This window comes from Pedobacter ginsengisoli, assembly GCF_002736205.1.
Lineage (GTDB): Bacteria > Bacteroidota > Bacteroidia > Sphingobacteriales > Sphingobacteriaceae > Pedobacter > Pedobacter ginsengisoli_A.
The window spans coordinates 1,734,769-1,760,297 of record NZ_CP024091.1 but is presented as its reverse complement, the minus strand read 5'-3'; the positions used below and the strand labels follow the sequence as shown (position 1 = coordinate 1,760,297).

Sequence of the window (25,529 nt, the reverse complement as noted above, 5' to 3'; positions counted from 1 at the left end):
CATCTCTTTAAGTTATATATTTGCAAATATAAACCGTGGAGTATACAACGACAAAGGCATTTCCTCACCAACCGCAGTAATAAAGCTCATTTTGTTTAATTGCTCTATAAAAATCTCCCGACATATCATACCATCGCCATCCTGAAATCCCCCACCATTCATTTTCATTTTAACAGCATCATAGCGAGATCTCAGCAACCTTTGCCTGCACAACGCACTAAACTTTTCAAAATATCCTGCTCCTACCAGATATTCACATGCACGTTCAAATCGCAGTAACGCATTCCGATCAATCTGGGCACGCGACTGTCGCATTGCCTGCGTATTGGCATTCTTCTTTTTACTCATGTCAATAATTCAAAGAACAGCTAACATATAAGATCAATTACCATATAACTTAACCTCATCCAGCATCTTCTCCAGCTTCTCTCTCAACGGTCGGTAGTTCACTTCAATCTTCGGATACAGCTTCGATTTTACACTTGATGCCGAAGCCCTGGCACCTCCACGTATTTTAAAATTATGCGATACCTTATCCGAAAACTGATCCAGCGTAGTCACCTCTTCATAAATACCATGATCCAGCTGTAACTTTTGCCAGTAAGCAAGCTGCCCGGCATTCAGGTTCGTCCCCAGGCTCAAAGGATTCTCCTCTTCGGGCTCGTCCGGTAACGACAAGTTTCTTTTCAGTTCCATATCAATCCAGCGGCTTAGCTCTTCAACTATGGTGGTTTTACCGGTATCAAATCTCAAATTAGTCCTGTTGCTTACCTGGCATACAGCAGTCTGCGATTCCAGTAAAAACTTACTTCGTTTCAACTCCGGCAACCCTTCACACGTATTCTTCATCAGTGTGGTATAATATACCGTCAGTCGTGAATGGTTCATGCCAATCCCAATCATCAGATCCAGCACCTTTGCCTCATTTAATCCTTCCGTCGATGTTTCCAGTTCAACTATCGATGCATAAGTCTTCAGGTACTTATAATCACACCACCTCACGTCATGCTCCACCATACTAAAATTCCAGAAAGGCAGATAAACAATATCAATGATAAACGGATCGATTTTCGATCCTTCCAGATTTCCCTTTATCACCTGCCATTTATCATAAAACCCTGCAAATTCACGTTTACAAAACAATTTGGGTAAAATAATTCCCTCCGGTACAGTATCACCAAACATCTTCAGCAAAGACATCAGTAGATCCACTACCAGATCGGCATCCGGATTATACTTACGCTCCGGAACAAACAGCAGATCCGAAACCTCGGCAAGCTTGGTCATACACATTTTCATATAGCTTGTAACCTGGGTATCGTTATTCAGGCCTGTCACATGATGTGGAATATTTCTGCCTAATTTCTTGGTTTCATTCACCATCATCGCATCTGGCACATTAGTTTCTGTCGTATCTGTCTTCGCTGATAATTGAACTGCAAATGTCTCCAGCAGCTCAAACTGGTAATTCATCATATATCTGGATTGGTTTAATTTTTCGTTAGGATCGGCCCGTTCACAAGCCCAGGTAATCAACTGTTCAATTGTTTTCAAGATCTCAAGCTTATCCGATTCCCTGTTCAGGTCAATCCCGCATACCTTGCTTTTATTGGTCGCGGCATGCAAAACCATATAATAAATACCACCTAGCAGCAGACCAATCACAGCCCTGAAGTTCACGTCTGACCCTTCAAAAGTCGGATCTGTCAGCTCAAACAACCGGTCACCATGTTCCTCCCGTCCGTTCGAAATTTCGGTCATCAGGTCATTTTCTTCACTGATCTGCCACAGGATGATATGCTGCATTTCTGAATTGCTGCTGAAAAAATCAAAATTCTCCTGCATCAGAGTCACAAATGTCTCTTTGATCTCCGCTATACCATCAACATCGGTAAGTACAAACCTTTCAAAGATCGGGATCCAGTAATCCTTCTCCATAATGTATGCACGTTGCAGACCGGCAAGGTCAGTAAAATAACGGGCTATCAAAGTCTTGTCCTTACCCGTATAACGGGCAATCCTGTTTACTTTTAAACCGCTATAACCTTCCGCTCTAAGTATATCACCAATCGCATCTATAAACTGCTTCATGGTGGCATCCTTATCCCTGATCCTGATCCGACGTCTGGGTGTAGCCATATTACCTATTCAAAATTTTTAATATTCTCTTTAGTTTTCACCCACTCCCAGGCATTTAGTATCCTGTCCATGTGATCCAGGGTATGCGCAGCGGTAATGCTCATCCTTATCCTTGCACTTTTCAGGTTTACCGCAGGATAACCGATCTGGTTGGTATATATACCTGCCTCCAGCAGCCATTTACATACTTCCGCATTCTGGCCAGGCCTGCCAATAATCACAGGTACTATCGCGCTTGCACTATTTTCTGTATTCAGCCGCAGGTCATGCAGTCCCTTTTTCAGGTAATTAATGTTTTCCCAAAGCTTCAGCTTCCGCCACGGTTCTTCATCAACAAGGTCTATGCTTTTCATCACACATACCGATGCCGGTGTTGGTGCAACTGAAAAGATATGCTGTGCCGCCTGAAACTTCAAATATTCAATTATCTCTGGTTCCGCTACCACATAGCCACCTAAATGGCCAAAGGTTTTGCTAAATGTTCCCGTAATAATGTCTACATCTTTATAGGCATCATGCAGCTCTATCACTCCTCTGCCGCTTTCACCTATTACACCTATTCCATGGGCATCATCCATGGCCAAAAAAGCACCATATTGCTTGCATAGTTTTACAATATCCCCTAAAGGTGCCAGGTCTGCCGGCTGACTGTAAACTCCATCTACAACAACTATTATACTCCTGTACTTGTCTTTGTTTGTTTTCAGCAACCTTTCCAGGTGCTCCAGGTTATTGTGCAAAAAGGTCTTCACATTAGTAGTGTACTTTACACCTTCTATCATGCTGGAGTGCACTCCGGCATCCACAAGCGCCAGGTCTTCTTTTTTAAACAAAGCCTGCATGGTAGCACTATTGGCGGTATAGCCTGTTGTAAAAAGCATGGCTGCTTTTCTGTTAAAAAATCCGGCAATCTTTTCTTCAATGTCCCTGTGAAAGTCCATGTGCCCGCCTATGGCTGGGCTGGCTGTTGATCCTACACCGTATTTTTCTATGCCGGCTATGGCCGCAGCAATTACCCCGGGGTGCTGACTCAATCCTAAGTAGTCGTTAAACACTGTGGCTACAAATGTCTTGTTGGGATTCCCTGGCAAGTCCAATGTTACTTCGGGTAACGACCCGTTCAAACATACCTGTCTGTAGTTCCAGTGTCCGCGACTGTCCCAGTCAGCAATGTATTCACCAAATTGTTTTGCTTTCTGGTAAATGTGCTGGCCTGCCGGATTCTCAAAATCTTTAAATGATGCTGTTTGTAAAAAGTTTTTGTCCATACAAATAATAAGTTTTTAGTTCAACGGCGAAGATATATCCGCTTAAATCCCTAAGCGGGGACATATCGGGTAAAAGTTTTTAACAAATAGCAACTGGGGAAACCACCAACTCCCGAATACGTACACTTAATATATTCTAAAGCCATACTGTCTGAATTTCTTTGGGGTAATTCCGGTTTTTTTCTTAAAGCAGCGGTTAAAATAACAGGGATCACTACAGCCAAGTTCGTATGCAATTCGCTTTACGGACCAATCTGTCGTGATCAGCAACTTTAATGCTTCGCGGTGTAACTTCTCCTGAACGAGTTCATATACCGTTCTATCCATTACCATTCTGCAATATTTGTTTAACATATGTTCATTTATGGATAATGCATTAGCATAAAAAGCGGGGCTTCTTTGCTGAGTAAAATGCTGATCAATTAATCTGGTCAGATTGACTATAACCCGTATACGATCAGGAACATTCTGAACCACGTATACACCCTGAACTTCATAAGTTAAATTCGCTGTATTCATATCACAGTTTTCAATTATTTAATGTCCTTCTTTATTGAATTTAAAACGGAAACGCCTTCACCTAAAACATATCAGAATCGCTGACATATTTAATCTTTAACATATACACCTTTTACAGAATACCCTTGACCTCCACCAACATTCACCTTTTTTTCTATAGTCAACACCTTGCCATCTTTTGAAAGTCCAAGATGTTCATAGCTCTCAAAGTCCAGCTCAAATTTGCTTCCCGGTAAAGTAAACTCAGCATACTGCAGAATTTCACCCTTATCTGGCTCATTGATCAGCACACTACGTTTTATCCGATCTTCACGAATGTGCGTATCTACCTGATGTCCATCAGTTTTTAAGTTTTCCGCAATTGAAAAAGTTTCGCTTGTCTCACTCTCTGTAAATCGCTCAATTTGAAATACATTACCAGATTGCACGATTTTGATCGATTTCGGCATCAACCTAAGTGGAAATTTCCCAAAATCAGATTCCTGATAATTAATATGCCAGTTTCCAGAAAATTCTTTAGAGGGAACAAAAGCTTTAACACCACCAATCCTTGAAAAATAGTCCTTTCCGATTATCTTATCGGCCAACAGCGAATAGCCCATATTCCTTGCCATATCCCCAAATTTCTTCAGAAATTCCGGATCCTTTTTACCACCCAAATACGCTTGTAATAATGGCCAATATTGATTCTCTCGCTGTTGCGCAAACTGAGCTGTTGCAATCAAACCCTGAACATCCTTGCCCCCGGCATGTTTATACAACAAATTACCATCCGTATCTAAAAAAATCAAAGAAGGCAAACCGGTCACTTTATATTGGGTAGAAATTTTCCTGGCATCATCATACCATGCCTTCACATTGGCATCATCCCCGGAAGTCTGGTCAGTTTGAACCTTTACCGAAATAAACTTATCTTTAAAATATTGCTGTACAGTATCATTGGAATACACATTGGCGTCCATGTACTTACAGGACCCGCACCAGGTAGCCATTACATCCAAAAAAATCGGCTTATTTTCGGCTTTAGCCTTTTGTTTTACTTGCTCCCAGCTTAGCCCGTTTTCAAACTTCAGGCCCTGGGCCCGGACAGGTGTTAACGTATTAAAAGTCAACACAGTGATCAATAATGTTTTTGTAAGTATTTTCATTTTTTATGCATCCTTATTTATGATCCGGGTATCTGCTTTGGCAACAGCACAAACCTGATGTAATTATCTTCATTTAAATACTTCTTTGCCGCTTGCTGAAGTGTGCCTACGTTCAGCTGTTCAATTTCAGTATTAGCCTTTAAAAATGCTTTCGGGTCTTCACCATCAAGATATTGAGACGATAAATAATTCAGCCAGAAACTATTGCTCTTTTCCATCAGCTCATTTTGACGGATTTGCTCTGCCTTAAACTTTTGCAAATCAATTGGTGAGATACCGTTTTCCCTTAATTGTTTTAACTCATCCAGTGTCGCGGCTATAAGTTTTTCCACATTTGCCGGTGCGCAGCCAAAATTTACTGTAAAACTATATCGACTAGCAGGGTACTTGGTCCTATTCATTAAAACACCAGGTGTATATACACCGCCTTCGACCTCCCTCAATCTCTCTGTCAGCCGGAACTGCAAAATCTCCTTTAACGCAGATAGAGATAAGTTATTCTCGGCATTAAACTCGTAGTCACCAGTAAATACCAGTTTTACTGTAGCTTTATCTTCTTTACCTGCCTTTACCACTTTGGAAATTTTACCTTTTGGTGTACGTATCCCGAGGTCTTTCGCTTGCTCAATTACCCCACTCGATGGCAATGATGCCAGGCATTGTTCTACTTGAAGCCTAAGTGTGTCTGGATTAAAGCTTCCTACAAAAAAGAAAGTGAAATCACCTGCATCAGCGAAACGCTCTTTATAGATCTTCGACACCTTATCCAGCGTGATGCTATTCAGCTTCTCAAGGCTCGGGCCGGCCCTTCTTAAATTGTAAGCACCCAGTACAGCAGAAATGGTATCAGCAAAGACATTATTCGGATCCGTATAGCGACCACTGATCTGCTGAGCGGAATTCCTGATGATTGTACGGAAAAGCGCGGTGTCCTTACGCGGCGCCGTAAAATACAAATGAACCAATTCCATTGCTGTCCTAAGATCCTTTACCGTCGAAACACCTTGTAAACCCTCCACTCTATCAGCTATAAAAGGCTGCATCGAAACTTGTTTGCCGTTAAGTAATTTGGGAAGGCCAATGTTATCATGATCTCCAAGCCCAAAGCTCGCGATGATACCAGCAGCACTGGCAGCAGATTCGTAGTCTACATTATTGTACAGAGAAGTTCCTCCAGGGCTAAGGGACAGGAATACAATCTCATCGTTCTTATAATTTGTTGGCTTCAGTACCACCTTCGCCCCATTGCTCAGTGTCCATTCAGTGACACCTATGTTAGCAATTTGTTTTTCAGCTGTAATGCTACCTTTCAGTGGCAAATTAGTCATTAACCCTAAACTTGATTTGGTTTCTGTATAAGGCTTAATTTTTGACTGCTGAACCTGCTGTAACCAGGCATATACCGTATGCTGACTAGGGAATTGATTCTTCTCAGCCATAGGAGCAGTAATGATGACATCCCGATCTGTAGCCTTAATCATTGCTTTAGCAGCAGCATTCAATTGCGCAAGGGTAATCTCCGGCAGGAACTTTTTTACCAATGCATACTCTTTTTCGATACCTGGCACAGCTTGGCCTTTTAGAAAATGGACTTTGTATTGATCGGCTAAAGCTGTAGAGTTTTGTTTATCTTTTTCTCTTAATGACACTTCAACTTCACTCATCAGCTCTTGTTTCATCCGACTAAGTTCGGTCTGTACAAACCCATTTCTGCGTATACCATCCACTTCTGTCCATCCTGCTTTGAGCCCTGCCTCAAGCTCCCCTTTACGTGGAATGAGACTTACAGACAAAGCATTTAGACCACCCATCAATTCTCCATAGCCGCCCTGCAATTTCATAAAAGGCGCATCCGGCCTTTTTGATGATTCAGCAAGTCGCGCAGCAAACATCTTTGAAAACAGGTTCCTGATTAAGGTCTCCTTAAAATCAGTTTCGTTTTTGATGATCTTTTCCTTATGCTTGATCAGGAACTCAACAGTAGTTTCAGACAATTCAGGATCTATTACAGTCTTGAATTTGTTTTTACCATCCAGTGCAATGTTGTAAATATTGCGTTTCCTGGGTTGTCCAGGCATTTTCAGATCCGAAAATAAACGTATTACCTCTTTTTCAATAGCAACCATGTCGATATCTCCAACTACAATTATAGCCTGTAGGTCTGGCCGATACCAGTCCTTGTAAAAAGAGCGAATTACTGCGGGTGTGAAATTCTTTAATACTACCTCAGTACCAATGGGTAGTCGCTTTGCATATTTGGAGTAGTTAAGTAGGGCTGGTAACGTCTGCTCCTGCACTCTTTGCTGAGCCCCTCCGCGTAGACGTTTTTCTTCTAACACCACACCACGTTCGCGGTCTATTTCCTCCGGATCTAATGTGGCATCCTGCGCCCAATCACGTATAATCTGCATTCCGTTTTTCAATATTTCCGCATTATCGGTGGGAATAGGTAACTGATATACTGTTTCATCAAAACCGGTATAAGCGTTCAGGTCTGCGCCAAAGCGAATTCCAGATTTTTGGAGATACGCTACTAATTCGTTTTTCGGAAAATGTTTGGTGCCGTTAAAACTCATGTGTTCCATAAAATGTGCCAGGCCAAGCTGGTTTTCATCTTCCAATATAGATCCAGCCTTTACTACCAGGTATAGGGTAACCCGGTGCTTCGGTTCCGTATTCTTTTTGATATAATAGGTAAAGCCATTACTAAGTTTACCCGTCTTGATAGCAGCATCAAACGGTATCAACTTCTGAGGCTTTTCCTGAGCATTAACTTTCGTACAAAAAATCGATAGATTAAATACGATGATCAGCAGCAGAAAAATAGATTGCTCTTGGTTTTTATTAAAATTCATTATCTGGAATTAATAGTATTTTAGAAATTCAATTTGAACGTGTACAGATATCGCCCGAATAAGGCGACCAATGTATTACCAAACACTTTAAAATCTGTCAACTTATTTTTATCCAAATCCGGCAGGTAAAAACTAAATTGATACGCTACGTTTTCTACATCATAAACATCTATCACCGCTACTTTTTCAAATGTTGATACGGTTTCATTATCAGCTTTTAGCATAGATCGAAGAAACAGATATTTTTCGGTTGCACTAACCTGCTTGTTAACAAATAAAGGTGGCGATGCCATCGTGATCTCGTTTGACGATTTAATTTTTGCCACGGTTATTTTTGCATGGCTCACGGTATCAACGGTCCTCTTTGTATACAGCAAGTTCAAATTGGTGTCCAGACAAATAATTTGATTTCTGTAATAGTAAACGTAAAAGATCTTATTCGCATTAGGTACTTTCGCCATCAGCCCATCCGTACAAAACAAACCATCAACTTGCTTTTTCAGCAATTTTGTTTTCGGATGTAGGATCTCTTCATTATTATTCTGCTTGACTAATACATTCTCATGCTTTTGATTATCAATCCGTCTAAACAAAAAGGAATTAGTCGAAATTGGTAAAACCTCAGTAAAATTTGGAGTTGATATTATCTTGATTAATTGTTTTTTTGACACATCTCCTGATAAGATTTTAGCAGCCATGCCATCCATTAGATAGAATCTATTAAATTCTGTTTTAAGCACAGCATCACCAAAGATCTTAACATCATTACTTGCTTTAACTAATACAGTAATTGTATCAGCCGTACCCAAATCAAAGCTAAGGAGCTTGTTTTTAACATTCATATCACCGATAAAGACTTTGCCATTTGCAACTCCTGCTATATACTTTTTATCATTCTTTAAATCTTTCAATTGATTTGCGGTAATCTGAAACGGAGGGAGTTTCCGGATAAATCCATTAAAAATATTGAGTTTATAATCTGATAAACATTTCAAACATGTAATCCCTAAAACGCTCAATACAAACAAGACCAATAGCGTAAATATTCTATTCGTAATCATAATAATTAGTAATTATCCCGGAAATAATCCGGGATAATTTGAATTTAGGGCTGTCTTAATGGATATAAACAAGATTGATTAAATAACCTATCGTAAGCAGGTTTAACACCCAATACACCAAGAGTAATTGTACATTGGGGTCCGGTAAAAACCGAATAACAATCATGCTGATCTGTCTGGCCAAGATCTAGGCAGTCACCATTATAAAACCAGGAACAATACGATTGAGCCATTTTAACAGGTTTAAAACCTACTGATGCGAAAAGCGCTAACAGGAATGTTCCTGCCAAAAAAAATCTTCTAATTTTCATAAAAAATAATTTAGTTTAATTGCTTACTCTTTAAAGTTTTCAGCTTCCCCTTTTATTGACAACACATCAATAAATTCTTTATTTGTCGGGTACATTAAAATCCCAACAATACTTACGAAAACGAATCCTATGTTAAATACCAGATGCTGTCTCCAGGACATATTTTCCAGAATTCCCCCGCAGCTGCATGGAATATATGGGCTATACTTTAAAATATAGATGATGTAAATAGAAAAACATAACATAAGTGTATATGCCCCGTATATTGCAATAAGTCTAGATCTCTTAAAACACAACATTACAGCGAGTAAAATTTCCACCATGGGAACTATGTAAACTACAATTCCCACAAATGCATTCAATATAGGGGACTTCCCTAGCTGCACCCTAAATTTCTCTATATCGCTTAACTTACTAAAAGCAGCGTATACAAATAAGAATAAAAATGCAACCGAAACTATCTCAATTAAAAGGACTTTCCATTTTATAAGTATCATAAGCTGTATAATTAGTACAAGATGTTGATCCTAATCATTGGTTAAAATTCTCCACAAGACTGACCTATTGCCCACTCCAGGTCGGTTTGTCCGCACGCATTTTCTCCAAGATTTCTACAAACACCTTTTCATCTTTTGACAGCTTGACAGCCTTCTCTTCCCACTCAATGGCTTCCTCTTTCCTGCCGGCTTTATACAAAAGGTTCGCATAGGTATCAATACCATTCGGGTCATTTTTAGCAAAAGTTTCTACATTGTATTGGGTGGTTTTTACCGCTATATCCAACACTTTTGGATCTGTTATATATAGGAACACATGCCAGGAAATATTGTTGATATGGTATTCGCTTCTGGCGATGGCCGTTTGATAATACAATGCATAATATTTTCCAAAATTTACCCAGTCTTTTTTATCCAAGTACCAAACCATTTGAGCTCCATACACTTTCTCCAATCCTAGATCACCATACTTAGCCTCAACCTTCTTGGTAATTTCGTCCCAATCCGGATTTGCATTCGTACCCTCCATATACGGCTTTACTTCTTCCTGACCTATAATCCCCCGGATTTTAGATTCAGCAGCATTCTTACCGAGCACCTCGTTTACTTTGGTTTTACTGTTCAAAAAGAGGGTAAAGCCAGTATCCTTTGATGTACGCGTGATCTGCTTGATAAATAAAAGAGACTCCTTCGTATACAAATCTTTCAAACCAGTAATATATGCCGCACCTACTTTTGTCGCATTAGGCTGATCTGATTTTCTAATTGCCATCAAGGTTAGCCTTCTCAGAAAAACAGAATCTCTTTTACCTTTTTCAAATGCGGCCAGCAATTCCGGATAACGTTCATCGGTATCATTGGCATCAATATTCTCTGCGATTCTAAATTTTGGGTTTAGCTTAAATCCATCACTTTTTAAAGAAATCATTTGGCTATGAATTTCTCTTAACCTGGTTAATGGTATTTTAATAATCTCCCGATCATAAGTCATCAAACCATTCTCTTCGCCTTCCACATCAAATGGCTGCGTATAGATCGAACCGGATAAACCTTCCTCCTCCAGTTGCTTAAGCTGTTTTACCATTCCATCATATTTACCTTCTAGTTCCTTTGGATACACTTGTACATAGCCCCAGCCTTTCTCATCATCCCATTGGTGCCCAGGTACAGGTACTCCAACACCTCCAAATTCACCCAATACCCGCACTTTACCAGCCTGCAACGGGGGATTCATCGGATTGGGATAACTATGGACATCCGTCATATCACTGGATGGATATGGATTTTGCACTTCTTCTCTTGGCTTTCCATCAATGTACAGCAACTCTCCCGAGTGGCCATTCACCAATCTGTCTGGATCGTAATTTTTAGCCCATTTAGTTAAACGCTCCTGATCATACCGACCCCAACCCTCATTAAATACTACCCAGCTGGTAATGCTCGGATAATTGTGTAGCTGATCCATCGTTTCTTTCGCCTCCTTCTCAAATTCTTCTTTAGCACCTTCTGGCAACCTTTGGTTTGGATCCACAAAGTCCTGCCAAACCATCATACCGATTTTATCTGCATGATAATACCATCGGGCAGGTTCAATTTTGATGTGCTTTCTAATCGTATTAAAACCCATTGCTTTGATTGCCTTGATATCAAAAGCCAAAGCTTCATCTGTTGGTGCAGTGTATAAACCATCAGGCCAGAAGCCTTGATCAAGCGTCCCCAGATTATAGGTGTATTTGTTATTTAACATAATCCTATCAAAACCTTTGCTATCTTTTCCAATACTCACCTTACGCATTCCGAAATAGCTTTGTATAACATCCTTACCCATTGTTACTTTCAAATCGTACAAGTAAGGATCATCTGGAGTCCATAGTTTGACACTGGTTATTGGTATTTTTATAACTGAATTTGCTTTTCCCGTCACAGTTCTTCCTCCTACTGTCAACGCTACATCATTATTTCCAGCGGCATTGACCTTTACCTTAACTAATGATTTGTCAATATCTGGTGTGATAATTAAGCTTTCAATGTAATCTTTGGGCACCGTTTCCAACCACACTGTTTGCCATATCCCACTACTCGGCGTATAATAGATATTACCAGGATCCAATACCTGTTTCCCATGTGGACCAATACCCTGGTCAGTAGGATCAAATACCCTAACCATTAATTCATTGTTACCAGATCTAAGCAAATCAGTAATATCGAAAGAAAAGGCAGTATAGCCACCTTGGTGTTCTCCTATCTCTTTACCATTTACGAAGACCGTGGCTTGCCAATCCACAGCACCAAAGTTTAACATTACCCTTTCTCCTAGCTTTAAAATTGGCTTTGCCAATATTTTCTTATACCATAAATACTCATCTGGCATCAGAGCTTTCTTTACACCTGAAAGTGCCGATTCAATAGGATAAGGAACCAGGATCTTTCCGGTAAAAGAATTTGGTCTTTGATCTTCTTTTTTGGTAATCACATAATCCCAAAGCCCGTTCAAATTTGTCCAGGTTTTTCTTTGTAACTGCGGCCGCGGGTATTCTTGATGTGCGTTAGCAGGCTTAACATTTTTTGCCCAGCGACTTTGCATTTGTACGGGCTGAATCTTCCAATCCTGCTGAGCGTAAGCAAAGTGAGATAATACTCCACCCAGCCATGCCGTAAGTAAAACAATCTTCGTTTTGTGTTTCATTTTGTGTCTATGTTTATTGGTTTTGGTAAAATAATTTTGGCATAGCTATCGCTTGACAACCCGTTTTAGAGGTCGATGAAAAGCTAAAAGCCTAATTCAATTTTGATTAACTTTAAGGGACCATTCCAGGCGCATCGAGCTCCAAACCGCTATCAATCTGCTTGTACTCCGGTAAAATCCCCGTGTCATCCACTTCGGCGCTAATTTGCCTTTTAAATAATGATCAAAAAATTGGGAAATCCTTAAATTCATATCCTCACAATCCTTTCCTGGCTGTACTCCATGCCCACCTTTATCATACTGTAGCATCCAAGTTTTCATTCCTAACCTTCTCAGCAATATAAAAAACTGTAATCCTTGGTAAAAAGGCACTGCACTGTCATCAATGTTACTCTTAATCAACAATGGAGTTTCCATTTTATCGGCAAAAAATAGAGGTGATTCTTCGATATACAAATCATGAACATCAGTCAACAAGCCCCCAAAGTGAATTTCATTTTGTGCAAATTTCGCTCCACCAGTTGAATATTGATTTCTAAAGCCTGATCCACTGATCTGTTCTGAATAACCCGCGCCTGAAAATGCGGCTGCAAATAGGTTAGAATGGGTCACCATGTAATTCACCTGCTCACTTCCCCAACTGCATCCCTGTAAACCGATCCTCTCGGAATCCACATAAGACAGACTTGCTAGATATTTAACTCCTGGGATAAGCATATCAAAGGCAGACTTAAGGCGTCTTCCAGGCTCACGACAAATTAAATCAGGCATAAAAACCAAATATCCATTGCTAACCAGCCAAGTAATATCCAAGGTATTCACATCTTGCTGAACACCCATATATTTGTTTAAACCACTGGTAAATTCATTATAAATATGAACGACAACTGGATATTTTTTTGAGGGATCAAAATTTTCAGGTTTGTATAAGATTCCGTCACGAAATTCACCGTTAGCTGTTTTCCAATGCAATAGTTCAGCTCTCATCCAATTGTACATATTTTGAGGTTGGACATCTGAAAGCTGAACGAATGACTTAAAGTCATGGGTCACAAACAAGTTGGGAAATGTAGTCGCAGTTCCGCGGGTCAGCAAAAATGTCCTTCCTTGATCTGATTTAACAATACCAGGATCCTCTCCCCCATAGTAATAAGCACCTGAACTCAGTTTTTGTAGCCCTTTTCCAGATAAATTAGTTAATTTATAAAAGCCCCAAGTTTTGTCCTTATGATCATAGGCGTTCAACAAATAACCATTGAGCTTATTTTCATTTAAATAAGAATCTGCAAAGAGAGACCTTGGATGAAGCGTTTTATTAATCCAAAAAGTAGTGTTGTTCTTCTTGCCAAAACCTCCTGTTAAATTTAATGGTGGATTTTTTCCAGTCAAATCCAATTTCCACAAATCATAATCATCCTTGACGACTAGAGCATGATCTTTTAGCCAATAAAAATCGGTTGAAGGATATTTAGATTTTATGTCAATTGTGGTTACTGAGATTTCTATTTTGTGACATAAGTCTACAAGTGTTCCTCCTTTTATATCATAGGCCAGATATTTAAGTAGCCCGTAATCACTAAATACTACATAATTTCCATCAAGTGAAAGTACTCCTTCAATCAATCCCTTTGAATTCTGCTGATGGATCAATTTCTTTGAACCATCTTTTATTGAAACCAGATAATAGCTTGCCCTGCTTTTTTCATTCCAGGTAAATTCAAATGATGGATTTGACAGTCTATATTCCACAAGTGCGTGATCTCCTCTTATTGACAATACCCGCTCATTTTGACCAGTTAAAGAAACAACCTTTCCTGTTTCGGAACTGATCACATATTGCCAACACTTCAATTCCTTTTTCCGCTCAGCAAAGGGCAAAGGAGCCGAGGCATCTTTATACCCCCAAACATCAACACCAGAAAGTTGTGAATTTATACTATCGAAAGGCAGTAGCACCTTGAACAAAACAGAACCAACATTAAAATGGTCAAGTTCGATTCTTTCTCCCGATTTACTTTCAAATAAAAGAGTACGTTTTCTGGTGTCTAAATTATAACGATATAGGGCATTAATCCCTTTTGTAGCATCTTTACAATTTATTATGAACGAACGTTTATCTGCCAATATTACATGATCAATAATATCTTCAGCATCCAATTGGATTTCAATATCAGTTTTTATCGATACCATTTCCTTCTTTTTGATATTATTTGTTCTTTCTTTGTTTTGCACTAAATCCAGATATACAGTGCTACCATCCGATTTGTTTAGCAATACATACTTATTATCCCCCGTAAACTCAGCCGTCTGTAATCCAAAGTATTTCCTTTCCCATTTATTATTTACAGGTTTAATCACAAATTCCTGGATTTTAGATTCGTCATCAGCCACACGAAATATGATATATTTTCCGTCATTACTGAGCTGAGTTCCACTGATAGAAGGCCATTTTTTATATGTTTTGAAATCAATCGCTGGCTTGCCTTGAACCTGTGCAAACGTAATTCCATGATGTATGAATGTCATCAAGAATGTAACCAAGAGGATATCAAATTTTCTTTTGTAGATCATCTTTTTATTTTTTTTAACACATGTTTCAGTTATACCCTGGGTTTTGGTGCCCTTTTAAATTCGGGTTATTTCGTACGTCATTACCTGGTAATGGAAACAATTGATCTGTTGTTTGCCATCCTGGTTTAACACCAAGTACCGCATCTGCTCTTCCAGTTCTTTTTAAATCAAGCCAGCGGTGCCCCCATTCTGTAAACAGTTCATTTTTGCGTTCCTCTTCAACAGCTAGCAGAGCTTCGATCTTAGACAAACCAAAAGGCAATTGACTCAACTGAGCAGAAACCGAAACGCTTAAATCTGTAGCCCGTTTTCGTATCTTATTCAAGTCAGAGATACCCTGATCAATATCCCCTAATTGAATCTTTGCTTCAGCCCGAATTAAATATTGTTCCCCAAGCCGAAAAACTGTTGAATATTCTTTAGTATCTGAATCTTCAAAGCCAATTTTATATTTATAAGCGTAAGCATATTTACTTCCATTCAAGGTAGTTACTGTATTTATCCAGTTAATCTTTCGCTGGTCTTTATCATCAAAACTATCCACCAGAGTTGGGCTTAGAAAGACAAGCGGCTCATTATTTTCTGGAAGAATTTTCAGTAACTGTCCTTCCCTTGTATTCTTTGTTTTCAATGCATTTACTCCAACAGGCTGTAGTTGCCAGATGGCTTCTCTATTATTTTTAAGAAAGACTTCATCCAGATTAACCAATTCATACGTTTCTGAATTACCAATTACATTAGAAGACTGTAAGAGGGCATCGTTATAGCTCCCTATATACAGATACACTCTGGCCAGCAATGCTGTCGCAGCGGATTTACATGGCCTCACACGTTCCAATGAACGACTCACTCCATCTTTATCCATATAATTCTCATTTAATAAATCCTGAGCATCTTTGAGATCTGAAATGATTTGTCTATAAACAATATCTGATGAACTACGAGGCAAAAGATCATTTACCTTATAATCGGTTGTTAGCGCTAAGGGAATATCCCCGTAAAGATTCACGAGATAGAAATAACAAAGTGCCCGCATAAATTTAGCTTCACCCAATGCCTGATTCCTTACCGAAGGCGTAAGCAATGTTCCTGTAGGTAATTTCTCAATTGCCGAATTAGCAATAAAAATCATATTATAGATATTCCCCCAGGTTGATTCTATTGGAGATATATTGTTGAAATAATATAAGCCATATCGACTGTTGCTTTTATCTCTAAGCTCCAACTCGTCACCAGTCATTCCTGTAGTAAAAAATACATTGGTGAGACGTCCGGTAAGATTGCTTACGTCCATCTGACTCATATTAGTATATAAACCCGTCATCACTGCCATTGCGCTACCATCTTCGTTAAATACATTATCCCCATTGGTACTGGTTATAGGCGGATCCACTTCCACAAATTTGGAGCAGGAGGTACAAAATAGAAGCACAATCAATTTTAAGATTGCTATGGTTTTAATTTTTGATTTCATCTTAATTTCTTTTTTGTTTATAGCCCTATTTGTACACCAAGTGTTAACACCTTTAAAGCAGGTATTCCACTTAAATTCCTCGTTTCTGGATCTGCCCCCACATACCTCGTAAAGGTCAACAGATTTTGTCCCTGCATAAATACTCTGGCATTCTGGATGTGCGCAGTTTTTTTCCAAATTGACGGCAACTGACAAGAAAGTGAAACATTCTTTAAACGCACATAGGAGGCATCTGAATAACTTTTATCTGATTGCTTGGCCATAACATATTGATTGATTTTTGTAAAATCCACATGATAAGCTTGTATGGTCGCCAAATCTCCGATTTTCTGCCAACGATCTAATACTGAGGTTGGTTGATTTACATAAGGTAATCCTCCTGGAAATTGCCCAAAAAAATTATTTAATCCTTTCTGTTTAGTAAATTGGAACAACAGATCTAACGAGAGCCCTTTGTAACTAAAACTACTTTGAAAGCCACCATAATAAGAAGGATTAAGATCAATGTAGACCATTTGATCTAGGCTTGCGTCCGGTGTGGAGGTTGCATTTCCATTCCTGTCTTGAACCTGATACAAGCCGGTTTGAGGATCTACACCTAGAAAATGATAAACCTTTTGTACGCCTAATGGTTTACCGACCAAATCTCGTTGATTATCAGCATCGATATTACTAATTCTAATTAGTTTGTTTCTTGGAATAGTTAAATTAACAGAGGTGGACCATTTAAAATATTTAGTTGTAACATTAATCGTGTTTAATCCCAGTTCCCAACCCATATTTTGTACGGTTGCAGGTCGGTTAGCCTTTATACCAGCACCTCCAGTTACTGAAGTTGCAAAATTCTGAAAACCCAATTGATTGGAACAGCGATTTCTGTACCAGGTTGCATCCATTAAGATCCGGTCGTTTAAAAAACCTAGATTTAGAGTAGCAGATAGCTTTTTGGTTTCCTCCCATTGAAGGTATGGGTTAGGGAAGCTGTCAAATGGTGCAAGCCCAATAGCTCCCTGATAATAGCCTCCTTCTGTAGATACATTTTGATATAAATTCAAATAGCTGTAATCACCAATCTGGTCGCTCCCTGTGGTACCATAACTGGCTTTTATCTTCCCAAAACTTAGAAAGGATAGATTGTTACTTAGTGAAGCTTCGTTAGAAAATATCCATGCCCCAGCGATGGATGAAAAATTATGAAACTTATTTTCCTTTCCAAATCTACTCGAGCCATCTCTTCGAATGGAATAATTGAGCAGGTATTTATCATTAATATTGTAATTGATCAATCCAAATATCGCAGCATACTTGTAGGTAGTCAATATAACCCCATTATTTTCAGAACTAACTCTTACATTAGCTGCAGCTTTTAGATTATACATACTTTCATCAGAAGAAAATCCGGTAGCTTCTAATTTTAACCGATCCCGATCTTCTTGCTGTATACTTGCCCCCAAAAGCACATCTAGTTTTCCCTTCCAAATGGACTTTATATACCTTAATTGCGGTTCTATGATCCAGGAGAACATTTTTGCGGTGTTGAAATTCGCAGAACGTACGGCAAAAGGTCTATAATGTGGGGGATAAAAGGAACTCGGCATTGTAGATACCTCATCCGATTGCAATTTATTATACCCAAAACTATTTTTTAGTTCTAGACCTGGGATAATTTCATAACTAGCTATTGCATTGGAAATCAGATTTTGGGTTTTATTGACATAGCCATTGTTTAGGATAGCCAACGGATTGTTTAAAGAGAGTTGAGTAGGCGAAATATAATCCCAAAATAAAGTTCCGTTTTCATTATACAATTTGGGGGCATTTGGGGCATAAGTATAGGCCGCAACTGCAATACCCCCGATTCCTGCCAATTTATTATCATCCGTTACATAGCTGGCAGAAAGACTAAATTTAAACCGTTTATTCTCTGAAGTGGAGTTCAAATTGAAACTTATGGAACCTTTTTGATCCCGTAAATCACCTGGTGTAACTGTACCATCTCTTTGGTAGCCAATACTAAACCTAAACTGCGTATTGGAATTTCCACCATTTATTGTAGCTAAGGCATTGGTATATTTTGCTGTTCCACCCAATAATTCTTTTTGCCAGTCCGTATACCTGTTTTGGTCCCAATAACTTAAATCGAGATCAGCACCCGTACTAGGGTCGATAGGCAGGGCTCTATTATCATTAGCAAAAGCCTCTTTTCTCATTTCTAAATATTGCTGGGTATTGAGCATTTTCATTTTCCTGCTTATCTGTCCCCATCCCTGCTGTACATTAAAATTCACAGCTGTTTTACCTGCGACTCCTTTCTTTGTGGTTATTATAATCGCTCCATGTGCCGCTCTGGAACCATAGATAGAAGTCGCATCGGCATCTTTTAAGATGTCTATAGACTCTATGTCCTGTGGATTAATAAAATTTAGTGGATTTCCAGCAGTACCTGATTGCGAACCGCCTGCTCCAGGACCTGAGTCGCCTAATATTCCCTGCCCCAGTCCTGGCAATAACTGCGAGGTATAGGGTACACCATCAACCACATAAAATGGGTCATTTCCATATTCCATACTGTTCTGGCCTTGAATCACGATTTTCACCCCAGCTCCAGGTACTCCAGATGATTGTTGTATAAAAACCCCTGGTATTCTGCCTGCAATAGCCAATAATGGGTTAGCTACGGGAGCCTTAGCAATATCCTCGGCTTTAACCGTGGAGATATTCCCTGTACTCAACCGCTGTGTGGTTTTACCATAAGCCGTAATTTGGATTTCGTCAAGCTTGCTATCGCTTATTTCCAATACAATATTACCCAGTTGCTTCTCTACAGTAACTTCCTTGTTTACGTACCCAATAAAACTGATAACCAAAAGCTCGGTTTCATCTAGCTTCTCTAAGAAAAACTCACCTTTGGCATTAGCACTAACGCTTTTACCTGTGCCTTTCACTTTTACCGTAGCTCCCGGCAATGGTTTCCCTTCCTGGTCCACCACCCTACCATGTACGTCAATAGCAGCCCAGCGATCAGCCAGGCGTTCCAGAAAGGAGGGTGTTTTTTTTAAGATCGTAATATCCTTGTCACTAATCTCAAAAGACAATTTCTGGTCCTGTAATGCAATAGTTAAAGCTTGTTCCAAAGGCGTGCTTTGGAAATTCACATTTAATCTTTTGGCATCGTCAATGACTTTATCTGAATAACTGACATTGTATCCTGTCTGTTTTCTGATTTCCCTGAAAAATTCATCGAGTGTAATATTCTTCTGAATCAGTGTGACCCTTTGCGCAAAACTGCTAGCGCTGACCTGCATAATCGCTGCAAATAATATGATGGTTGTGATCCTCATAATGAGCAGGAGCTTTTTAACATGCCGGTGGTGCCAGCATGAATGTATTGTAAAAATTTCCATTTATTAGTCCATTTTTACAGAGCAAGGGTATAAACAATATCAGCAAATACCACTTAGGTAATCTGCAAACCGTTTATTACCTTTGATCTGTTTGGGTTGAATCGTAAATTAATTTTAGAGAATTGTATGCGTGCTAACCTGAACATGAGCCAAGGATGTTTCCAGCATTCTTGGCTTGCTCACACAGTTATCCTAACCGTGTATCGGATTTTCTCCTGCTAGGGCCCTGTCTTTGTTTTTCTTTGTTTCATAATTTCTTTGGTTTAGTTGATTAATATAATTATAGGGGTGGTTACTCCCTGATGATTCTGTTTCTTACAATTACTATTGGGTATTCTAACCCGTACTTTATTTTGATACAGTAATCTTATTCTTCTCTATTTCAAATTTTAGCTTGCTAATTTTGGCTAGTGTATTTAACACTCCTGATACTTTTTCCGAACGCGACACATAGCCAGAATACGTTTCTCCATCTACAGATACCTCACGGTATACTATTTCAACATTATACCATCTGGACACTTTGCGCATGATAGAAGCTAATTCTTCTTTACGGAAATTAAACACCCCCTCCTTCCAATCCACATAAGTTTCTCCAACCACCGGAATTACCTTTATTCCTTTATCCTTAAGTATGGCCTGCTGGTTGGGTTTAAGCACCACGGCATCCAGTTTGGCACCGCCATCTCGACGTGAGGAGAGATCTCTTGAACGAACCGCTACACTACCTTCCAACAAAGTTGTTTTAGTACTCGACTCATCAGTGTAACTATTTATGTTAAAGTGCGTTCCTAACACCTCTACTTCCTGTTTATCCGTTGCAACTATAAACTGATGTTTCTTATCTTTTGCAACCTCAAAGTAGGCCTCGCCGCTTAGTTCAACTTTTCGGTTACCTAATCCTTGAAAAGTTGATGGGAATGAGAGTGAAGAAGCAGCGTTTAGCCATACTTTGGTGCCATCCGGCAATGTGATTTGATAAGTACCACCCCTGGGTGTAGCAACACTCGTAATATTAACCTTTTCGTCTACTCGGCCTCCCCCGTCATCTCGACCGTATGGGAGAGAGCCCTTGCCTGTGCTATTCAAACGATCGCTTTCTTCTTTCGAAATAACCGAACTGTTATCATTATACTTTAAACCTTCCGCGCCAACCACTACACCTGTCTTCGCATCGCTTAACACAATCGTACTACCATTACTCAATGTTAAAGTAGCCGTGTTTTTCCCCGGTGCTAAGTCATTTCCCACCACTACATCATGACCTTGTTTCACAATCTCATTGTTGCCAGTCAGAAACCAAATCCCGCTCGACACAACCATCAAAGCCACAGCTGCAGCTATCAATACTTTTGGCCAGAGTTTCCTGCTTTTTGTTTGATCTCCCTCTTGAAAATTCAGACGTTTCCTGATCGCTTCTATTTTTGAATCTGCATCAAATTCAACATCGCTATACAACGCACTGCTGGTTTTAATTGCCTTTAGCTCATCCAATAATACCAGTTCATCAGCCGTTAAAACTGTTGATGCTGGCAATTCGCCATTAAGCACGCTTAGTACTTTATCCCAATCGGGTTGATATAAATGATGATTATCCATATTCAGGTATATGGCGCAATCTGTTAGAAAAGTATTACCCTAAAATCAATTTTTTGTTAAATTAAATTTTAACTAACTGATAATAAGGCTAATAAAATTGCGGTATTACTTAGTATAGAAACCGTATCGTCACCATTATTCGATGGTTGACGCAGGTTAACGTTTTCACGTATAAAGTTGTAAGACTTATAGATTTGCGACTTCACAGTATTGATAGAGATACCTAGTTGATCTGCAATTTCCTGATTGCTTAATCTATCTCTGGAGCTCATAAGCAGGATTTTTTTTCGTTCGGCGGGCAATTGCTCAATTAACCTGAGCACTTCCATTTGCAGTGCATCTTTATCAAATCCTGTGCTATCCTCCTCAATTTCAGTATAGGTTTCGTTCCCAAATTGGTTAAGCCGTTTTTCTTGTGTATGCTGACTCCTGATAACGGATATACTTTTGTTTTTAACCGCACGTGCTGAGTATGCTTCAAAACTAACTTTTATGAGTGTACCCCTTCTGTTTTCCCAATAATCAATAAAAAAATCCTGTACAATGTCTTCAGCTGTAGCTGCATCATGCACATAGTGCATCGCAATCATGCATAGGAATTTATAATGCCTGCTGAACAAACTTATAAACTGCTGCTGATTTTCGATAACACTCATAATGCGCGCTGTTTTATTGTAATAAGTTCGGGGGGATCACTTTAAATTTACACATTTATTCCTTAAAATCAATCGCTTAGCTTTTCAAACCAGACGCGGGTCTATTAATGCGCCAAGTCCTGCCGATTCCATAAAGCTCACATATTCATGTACAAGCAATATGTTAAAGCCTGGCTTCTTTTCCAGCGCTGCGGTCCTGATGCTGACTATATCCTTCAGCTTTTTATAACCTAACTTTTCTGCTGCATCTTTAAATTCTAAACTCAAATCCAGATCGGCTATTGCTTCCTCTAGTATAACTGTATTATAATCCCTCATTTTAAATTTCAATTGCTTCCTGTTTGTCCCACAACAGTTTTTAAAATGAAATAGCGCGGGACACAACCATAATCCGTCTAAGAGGTACCGCGAAGCACCCTGGAACAGAAAACAGCTGCGCCCGCGCTATTGCACAGGCGAGCAGCATTATTTTCCCTTGTTCCATTTAAAAATTCGCGGTTTTCTTAGACAAGTTCAAATAGCTGTCGCTATAAAATATTTTACTGTTACAAACATAATTAAATCTTCGGATACTCGGTAAAAGCATAAGCTAAAAACGCTGGTGGTAAAAGCGGATGCTATATTCCTGCTACTCAGAAGCCTTAAATCCCCTACTGGTGGATACACCACGTATAGACCAGCAATTTTCAAATCCGCACAATTACTTTGCTGCCATGACACTGAAGGAATTTAGTTTTCTGTTGAAAGATGCAGTGATCGACGGCACCAACAAAGCCTTGATAGAATCTGGCCAGTTACCGGATACTTTAACCAAGGCACAGGCATTTCGTCTGTTTGGCAGGTCAAACGTCGAACGCTGGATCTCCGAAGGTCTGGTCAACCCGATAAAGCAAAGTGGCAATAGCTCTAAAAAGTTTATTGACCGCTTAAAGCTCGAATCGGTAGCCAGGGCCAGCAACAGAACAACTTACCTTCCCGTGTCCGAAAGATAGGGGTTTCCTGGATCGTTATCCCCTATCTGTTCTTTCTCCTGCTGGGTAGAAGCGTTATTCTGGCAACACCAGAAAACTAAAGTGCAACTGCCATCCACACCCATAAGGTTTTGAATAACCCCTTGGCCGGATAGCAGTCAACCATAGGCAGCCGGTTTCGGCAAGGAAGGTAAATTCCTACGTGTGTACACCTCAAAAGGCAAAGGGCGCCGATCGGTAGATCGGCGCCCTTTTGTATTTACACCCTTTTCCACACTCGTCATCTCCCCCTCTTCCGTCATCATCCTTGCTTGGTCGTCATCTCGATCGCAGAGAGAGATCTCTTGAACTATACAACTCACAAACTCATCCATTCATTTATTAACCCTACTCACAAACTCAACCATTCACCTATTCACCCCATCAAAAAAACTCATCTCATAAAATTATATGCCCGAACTTTCAAGTCACACATTATTCTTATTGCTCCAAACAGCCGCCGAACTCGGCGCAAAACAAAGTCTATGCAAAACCGGTAAACTCAAACCATACCTCTCAAAATCCCAGGCTTTCCGCGAATTCGGTCGTTCAAACATCGAACACTGGATCGAGCTCGGCTTAATCACCCCTCGTAAAGACGGTGATCATTCCGCTGCATGGCGCATCGATCGCATCGAAGCCGATACCATCCGGCATGCAAAGGAAATTATTATTTATATTTGAGTTTACTATCCATTGTCTAACCAAATGATGCAACGCTCTTTTATGATATCTGATGAAGGTGATGAATACATCCGGGATCAGATTCGCAAAAAACAGGATTTCTTTTTCTTCAACAGTTTTTTTATTCTGGCTATCGTTGTAGTCACCGGATATCTCAAACTTAAAGTAATTGATGGTGGTGCTATCCTCTTTGGTTTCTGCTTATTCCTGGTAATGATGACACTTAATCTTCGTCATTATTTTAAGTTCAAAAAAATAAAAGCACATCTGGTTCGAAGTGTTCAAATTGATGCCGAAAAAATAATTTTGGCCACTTATGGTGATTATAAATATGAGCCCATACTATATACATTGCCACTGGAAAATAACAAGTTAAGCAAAGGCCTTCCGGCGGCAGTAATAGAAGCTGAAAAACCTGTGCGAACTGAAATGCTCGGTATTTTCCGAACTTATACTTTAAGTTCTGACCAGGATCCCAAAAACACTTTTTATCTGATGAGTCCATTCTGGCCAGAATGGGACGAGATGTACTCGATCCTCAAACAAACCCGCAAAACTACGTTAATCTAATTTAAATCAAATGACTGGATGGCCCGTTAAAAATCTCCCGGCCCAAAGTGATAGTCATAAACAACTTTCTTTAAGACAATCCTATTGATACAGGTTGAAACTACGGTTCCTTCCTTTACTGGCCTACCGAATAAGCCAATGTTTTTCACGACATCTTGAGAAGCATGAATTTGGCTGAAATAGGAAGGATAAACTAAACCATCAAATCCATGATTCTTTGCTGCAAGCGCTATCGCCCTGATTATTTCATATGAATGTGCGGGGGCACGAAAAAGCATGCGTATTGCTAAACTTAAACTTTCGAATTCTGTGACGTCTTCTGTTATCCAGGCCGTAAGATCAAGTAGTTTTAAGTCTTTGGCCACAGCCATTGTACACAGATAAAGCTCCTGTTCCAATGTTACGCGGCATTCATGAAGGCAAGCTTCGATATCAAAAGAACCATACAATATGGGTAGTTCTTTGCTATCCAATCTACCTTTGGCCAGATGCTCATCTGGTGCACTGTCGTATTCTAAAGCATTCATTTGATTTGCGGGATTAGCTCGCAAACGATAGAAACAAGTATCTTTTGTCAGTACGGTAACTGGAAACTCCTGGATGATCCTTTGGATGATAGAATCTCTTTCTTCAAGAACCTGCAAAGATTTCAGGGGTTCAATTTCACCAACCATCCATAAGCGTGGCGGATATAAGAAAAAACCAATCTGAAGTAGCTCGGCGATGATTTTTGCATCTTCTGCAAGAGGTTCTGGGAAGTCTATATCACCAATACCATTGTGATGTTCGTTATACTTTATTGCAACAGAACCTCCACAATCAGTTCTAATCCGGGAACCATTAACAAAAAATGAATGACTCAGCTCCTCTAAGTCTGATTTATAGAGTGTAACACCTGAATCAGATCCACATCGCGGGCAATTGACATTTAGTGGGTGACCACAACGTTGCGCTGCAAGTTTTAATCCTTGATCTCGGAAGCACTCCGAACAAGCTAGGACTTGTTCTTGTTTTAAATCGTCAGTAGAGAGCGTCATATTCTTTAAACTTGATATACTGTACAATATACAAATATTG

Annotated in this window: 20 protein-coding genes; 3 read left to right on the top strand and 17 right to left on the bottom strand. The window is 39.6% G+C overall.

Going from position 1 to position 25,529, the window contains the following annotated elements; translation table 11 throughout:
- Nucleotides 1–12: 12 nt before the first annotated feature.
- The 16 genes from CPT03_RS07185 to CPT03_RS07110 all read right to left on the bottom strand — a co-directional run bounded on the left by CPT03_RS07185 (nt 13) and on the right by CPT03_RS07110 (nt 22,506).
- Nucleotides 13–348, bottom strand: coding sequence for a hypothetical protein (locus CPT03_RS07185; RefSeq protein ID WP_099438212.1), 336 nt, complete (start codon nt 346–348; stop codon nt 13–15).
- Between the two features lie 33 nt (nt 349–381).
- Nucleotides 382–2,139: a TetR/AcrR family transcriptional regulator gene (locus tag CPT03_RS07180; protein WP_099438211.1), complete on the bottom strand. Its 1,758-nt coding sequence runs from the start codon at nt 2,137–2,139 to the stop codon at nt 382–384.
- 5 nt (nt 2,140–2,144) lie between these two features.
- Nucleotides 2,145–3,407, bottom strand: a complete 1,263-nt coding sequence (locus tag CPT03_RS07175) for an aminotransferase class I/II-fold pyridoxal phosphate-dependent enzyme (protein WP_099438210.1) — start codon at nt 3,405–3,407, stop codon at nt 2,145–2,147.
- Between the two features lie 126 nt (nt 3,408–3,533).
- Nucleotides 3,534–3,926, bottom strand: a complete 393-nt coding sequence (locus CPT03_RS07170; protein WP_099438209.1) for a helix-turn-helix domain-containing protein — start codon at nt 3,924–3,926, stop codon at nt 3,534–3,536.
- Nucleotides 3,927–4,015: 89 nt separating this feature from the next.
- A complete protein-coding gene (locus CPT03_RS07165; RefSeq protein ID WP_099438208.1) occupies nt 4,016–5,074 on the bottom strand; it encodes a thioredoxin family protein in 1,059 nt (352 codons plus the stop codon).
- A 17-nt stretch (nt 5,075–5,091) separates the two neighbouring features.
- The gene (locus tag CPT03_RS07160; protein WP_099438207.1) at nt 5,092–7,929 is read right to left on the bottom strand and encodes a M16 family metallopeptidase; all 2,838 of its coding nucleotides are present in this window, start codon (nt 7,927–7,929) and stop codon (nt 5,092–5,094) included.
- A 20-nt stretch (nt 7,930–7,949) separates the two neighbouring features.
- Complete coding sequence (locus CPT03_RS07155) at nt 7,950–8,990, bottom strand: hypothetical protein (protein WP_157766375.1); 1,041 nt, start codon at nt 8,988–8,990, stop codon at nt 7,950–7,952.
- Between the two features lie 44 nt (nt 8,991–9,034).
- A complete protein-coding gene (locus tag CPT03_RS07150; RefSeq protein WP_099438205.1) occupies nt 9,035–9,301 on the bottom strand; it encodes a hypothetical protein in 267 nt (88 codons plus the stop codon).
- Between the two features lie 23 nt (nt 9,302–9,324).
- Nucleotides 9,325–9,798, bottom strand: coding sequence for a MauE/DoxX family redox-associated membrane protein (locus CPT03_RS07145; protein WP_099438204.1), 474 nt, complete (start codon nt 9,796–9,798; stop codon nt 9,325–9,327).
- A 64-nt stretch (nt 9,799–9,862) separates the two neighbouring features.
- Nucleotides 9,863–12,484, bottom strand: coding sequence for a sugar-binding domain-containing protein (locus CPT03_RS07140; protein ID WP_099438203.1), 2,622 nt, complete (start codon nt 12,482–12,484; stop codon nt 9,863–9,865).
- 96 nt (nt 12,485–12,580) lie between these two features.
- On the bottom strand, nt 12,581–15,055 hold the full coding sequence (locus tag CPT03_RS07135; protein WP_099438202.1) for an alpha/beta hydrolase family protein: 2,475 nt from the start codon (nt 15,053–15,055) through the stop codon (nt 12,581–12,583).
- 25 nt (nt 15,056–15,080) lie between these two features.
- Nucleotides 15,081–16,529, bottom strand: a complete 1,449-nt coding sequence (locus CPT03_RS07130) for a RagB/SusD family nutrient uptake outer membrane protein (protein ID WP_099438201.1) — start codon at nt 16,527–16,529, stop codon at nt 15,081–15,083.
- A 17-nt stretch (nt 16,530–16,546) separates the two neighbouring features.
- Nucleotides 16,547–19,870 (bottom strand): SusC/RagA family TonB-linked outer membrane protein, encoded by a 3,324-nt coding sequence (locus tag CPT03_RS07125; protein ID WP_172954145.1) that lies wholly within the window; start codon nt 19,868–19,870, stop codon nt 16,547–16,549.
- A gap of 411 nt (nt 19,871–20,281) precedes the next feature.
- On the bottom strand, nt 20,282–21,532 hold the full coding sequence (locus tag CPT03_RS07120; RefSeq protein ID WP_099438199.1) for a FecR family protein: 1,251 nt from the start codon (nt 21,530–21,532) through the stop codon (nt 20,282–20,284).
- Between the two features lie 68 nt (nt 21,533–21,600).
- Complete coding sequence (locus tag CPT03_RS07115) at nt 21,601–22,188, bottom strand: RNA polymerase sigma-70 factor (RefSeq protein WP_099438198.1); 588 nt, start codon at nt 22,186–22,188, stop codon at nt 21,601–21,603.
- An 84-nt stretch (nt 22,189–22,272) separates the two neighbouring features.
- Entirely contained in the window at nt 22,273–22,506 is a 234-nt protein-coding gene (locus tag CPT03_RS07110; protein ID WP_099438197.1) for a hypothetical protein, read from the bottom strand.
- Between the two features lie 338 nt (nt 22,507–22,844).
- Here CPT03_RS07110 and CPT03_RS07105 point away from each other — a divergent pair, with 338 nt between their 5' ends.
- From CPT03_RS07105 to CPT03_RS07090, 3 genes are all read left to right on the top strand, one after another.
- Entirely contained in the window at nt 22,845–23,180 is a 336-nt protein-coding gene (locus tag CPT03_RS07105) for a hypothetical protein (RefSeq protein WP_157766374.1), read from the top strand.
- 429 nt (nt 23,181–23,609) lie between these two features.
- Nucleotides 23,610–23,882 carry a hypothetical protein gene (locus CPT03_RS07095; RefSeq protein WP_099438194.1) on the top strand — a complete coding sequence of 91 codons (273 nt, stop codon included), beginning with the start codon at nt 23,610–23,612 and terminating at the stop codon, nt 23,880–23,882.
- Nucleotides 23,883–23,906: 24 nt separating this feature from the next.
- On the top strand, nt 23,907–24,452 hold the full coding sequence (locus tag CPT03_RS07090; protein WP_099438193.1) for a hypothetical protein: 546 nt from the start codon (nt 23,907–23,909) through the stop codon (nt 24,450–24,452).
- Nucleotides 24,453–24,478: 26 nt separating this feature from the next.
- Here CPT03_RS07090 and CPT03_RS07085 read toward each other — a convergent pair whose 3' ends face one another.
- Complete coding sequence (locus tag CPT03_RS07085) at nt 24,479–25,489, bottom strand: RES family NAD+ phosphorylase (RefSeq protein WP_099438192.1); 1,011 nt, start codon at nt 25,487–25,489, stop codon at nt 24,479–24,481.
- Between the last annotated feature and the right edge of the window lie 40 nt (nt 25,490–25,529).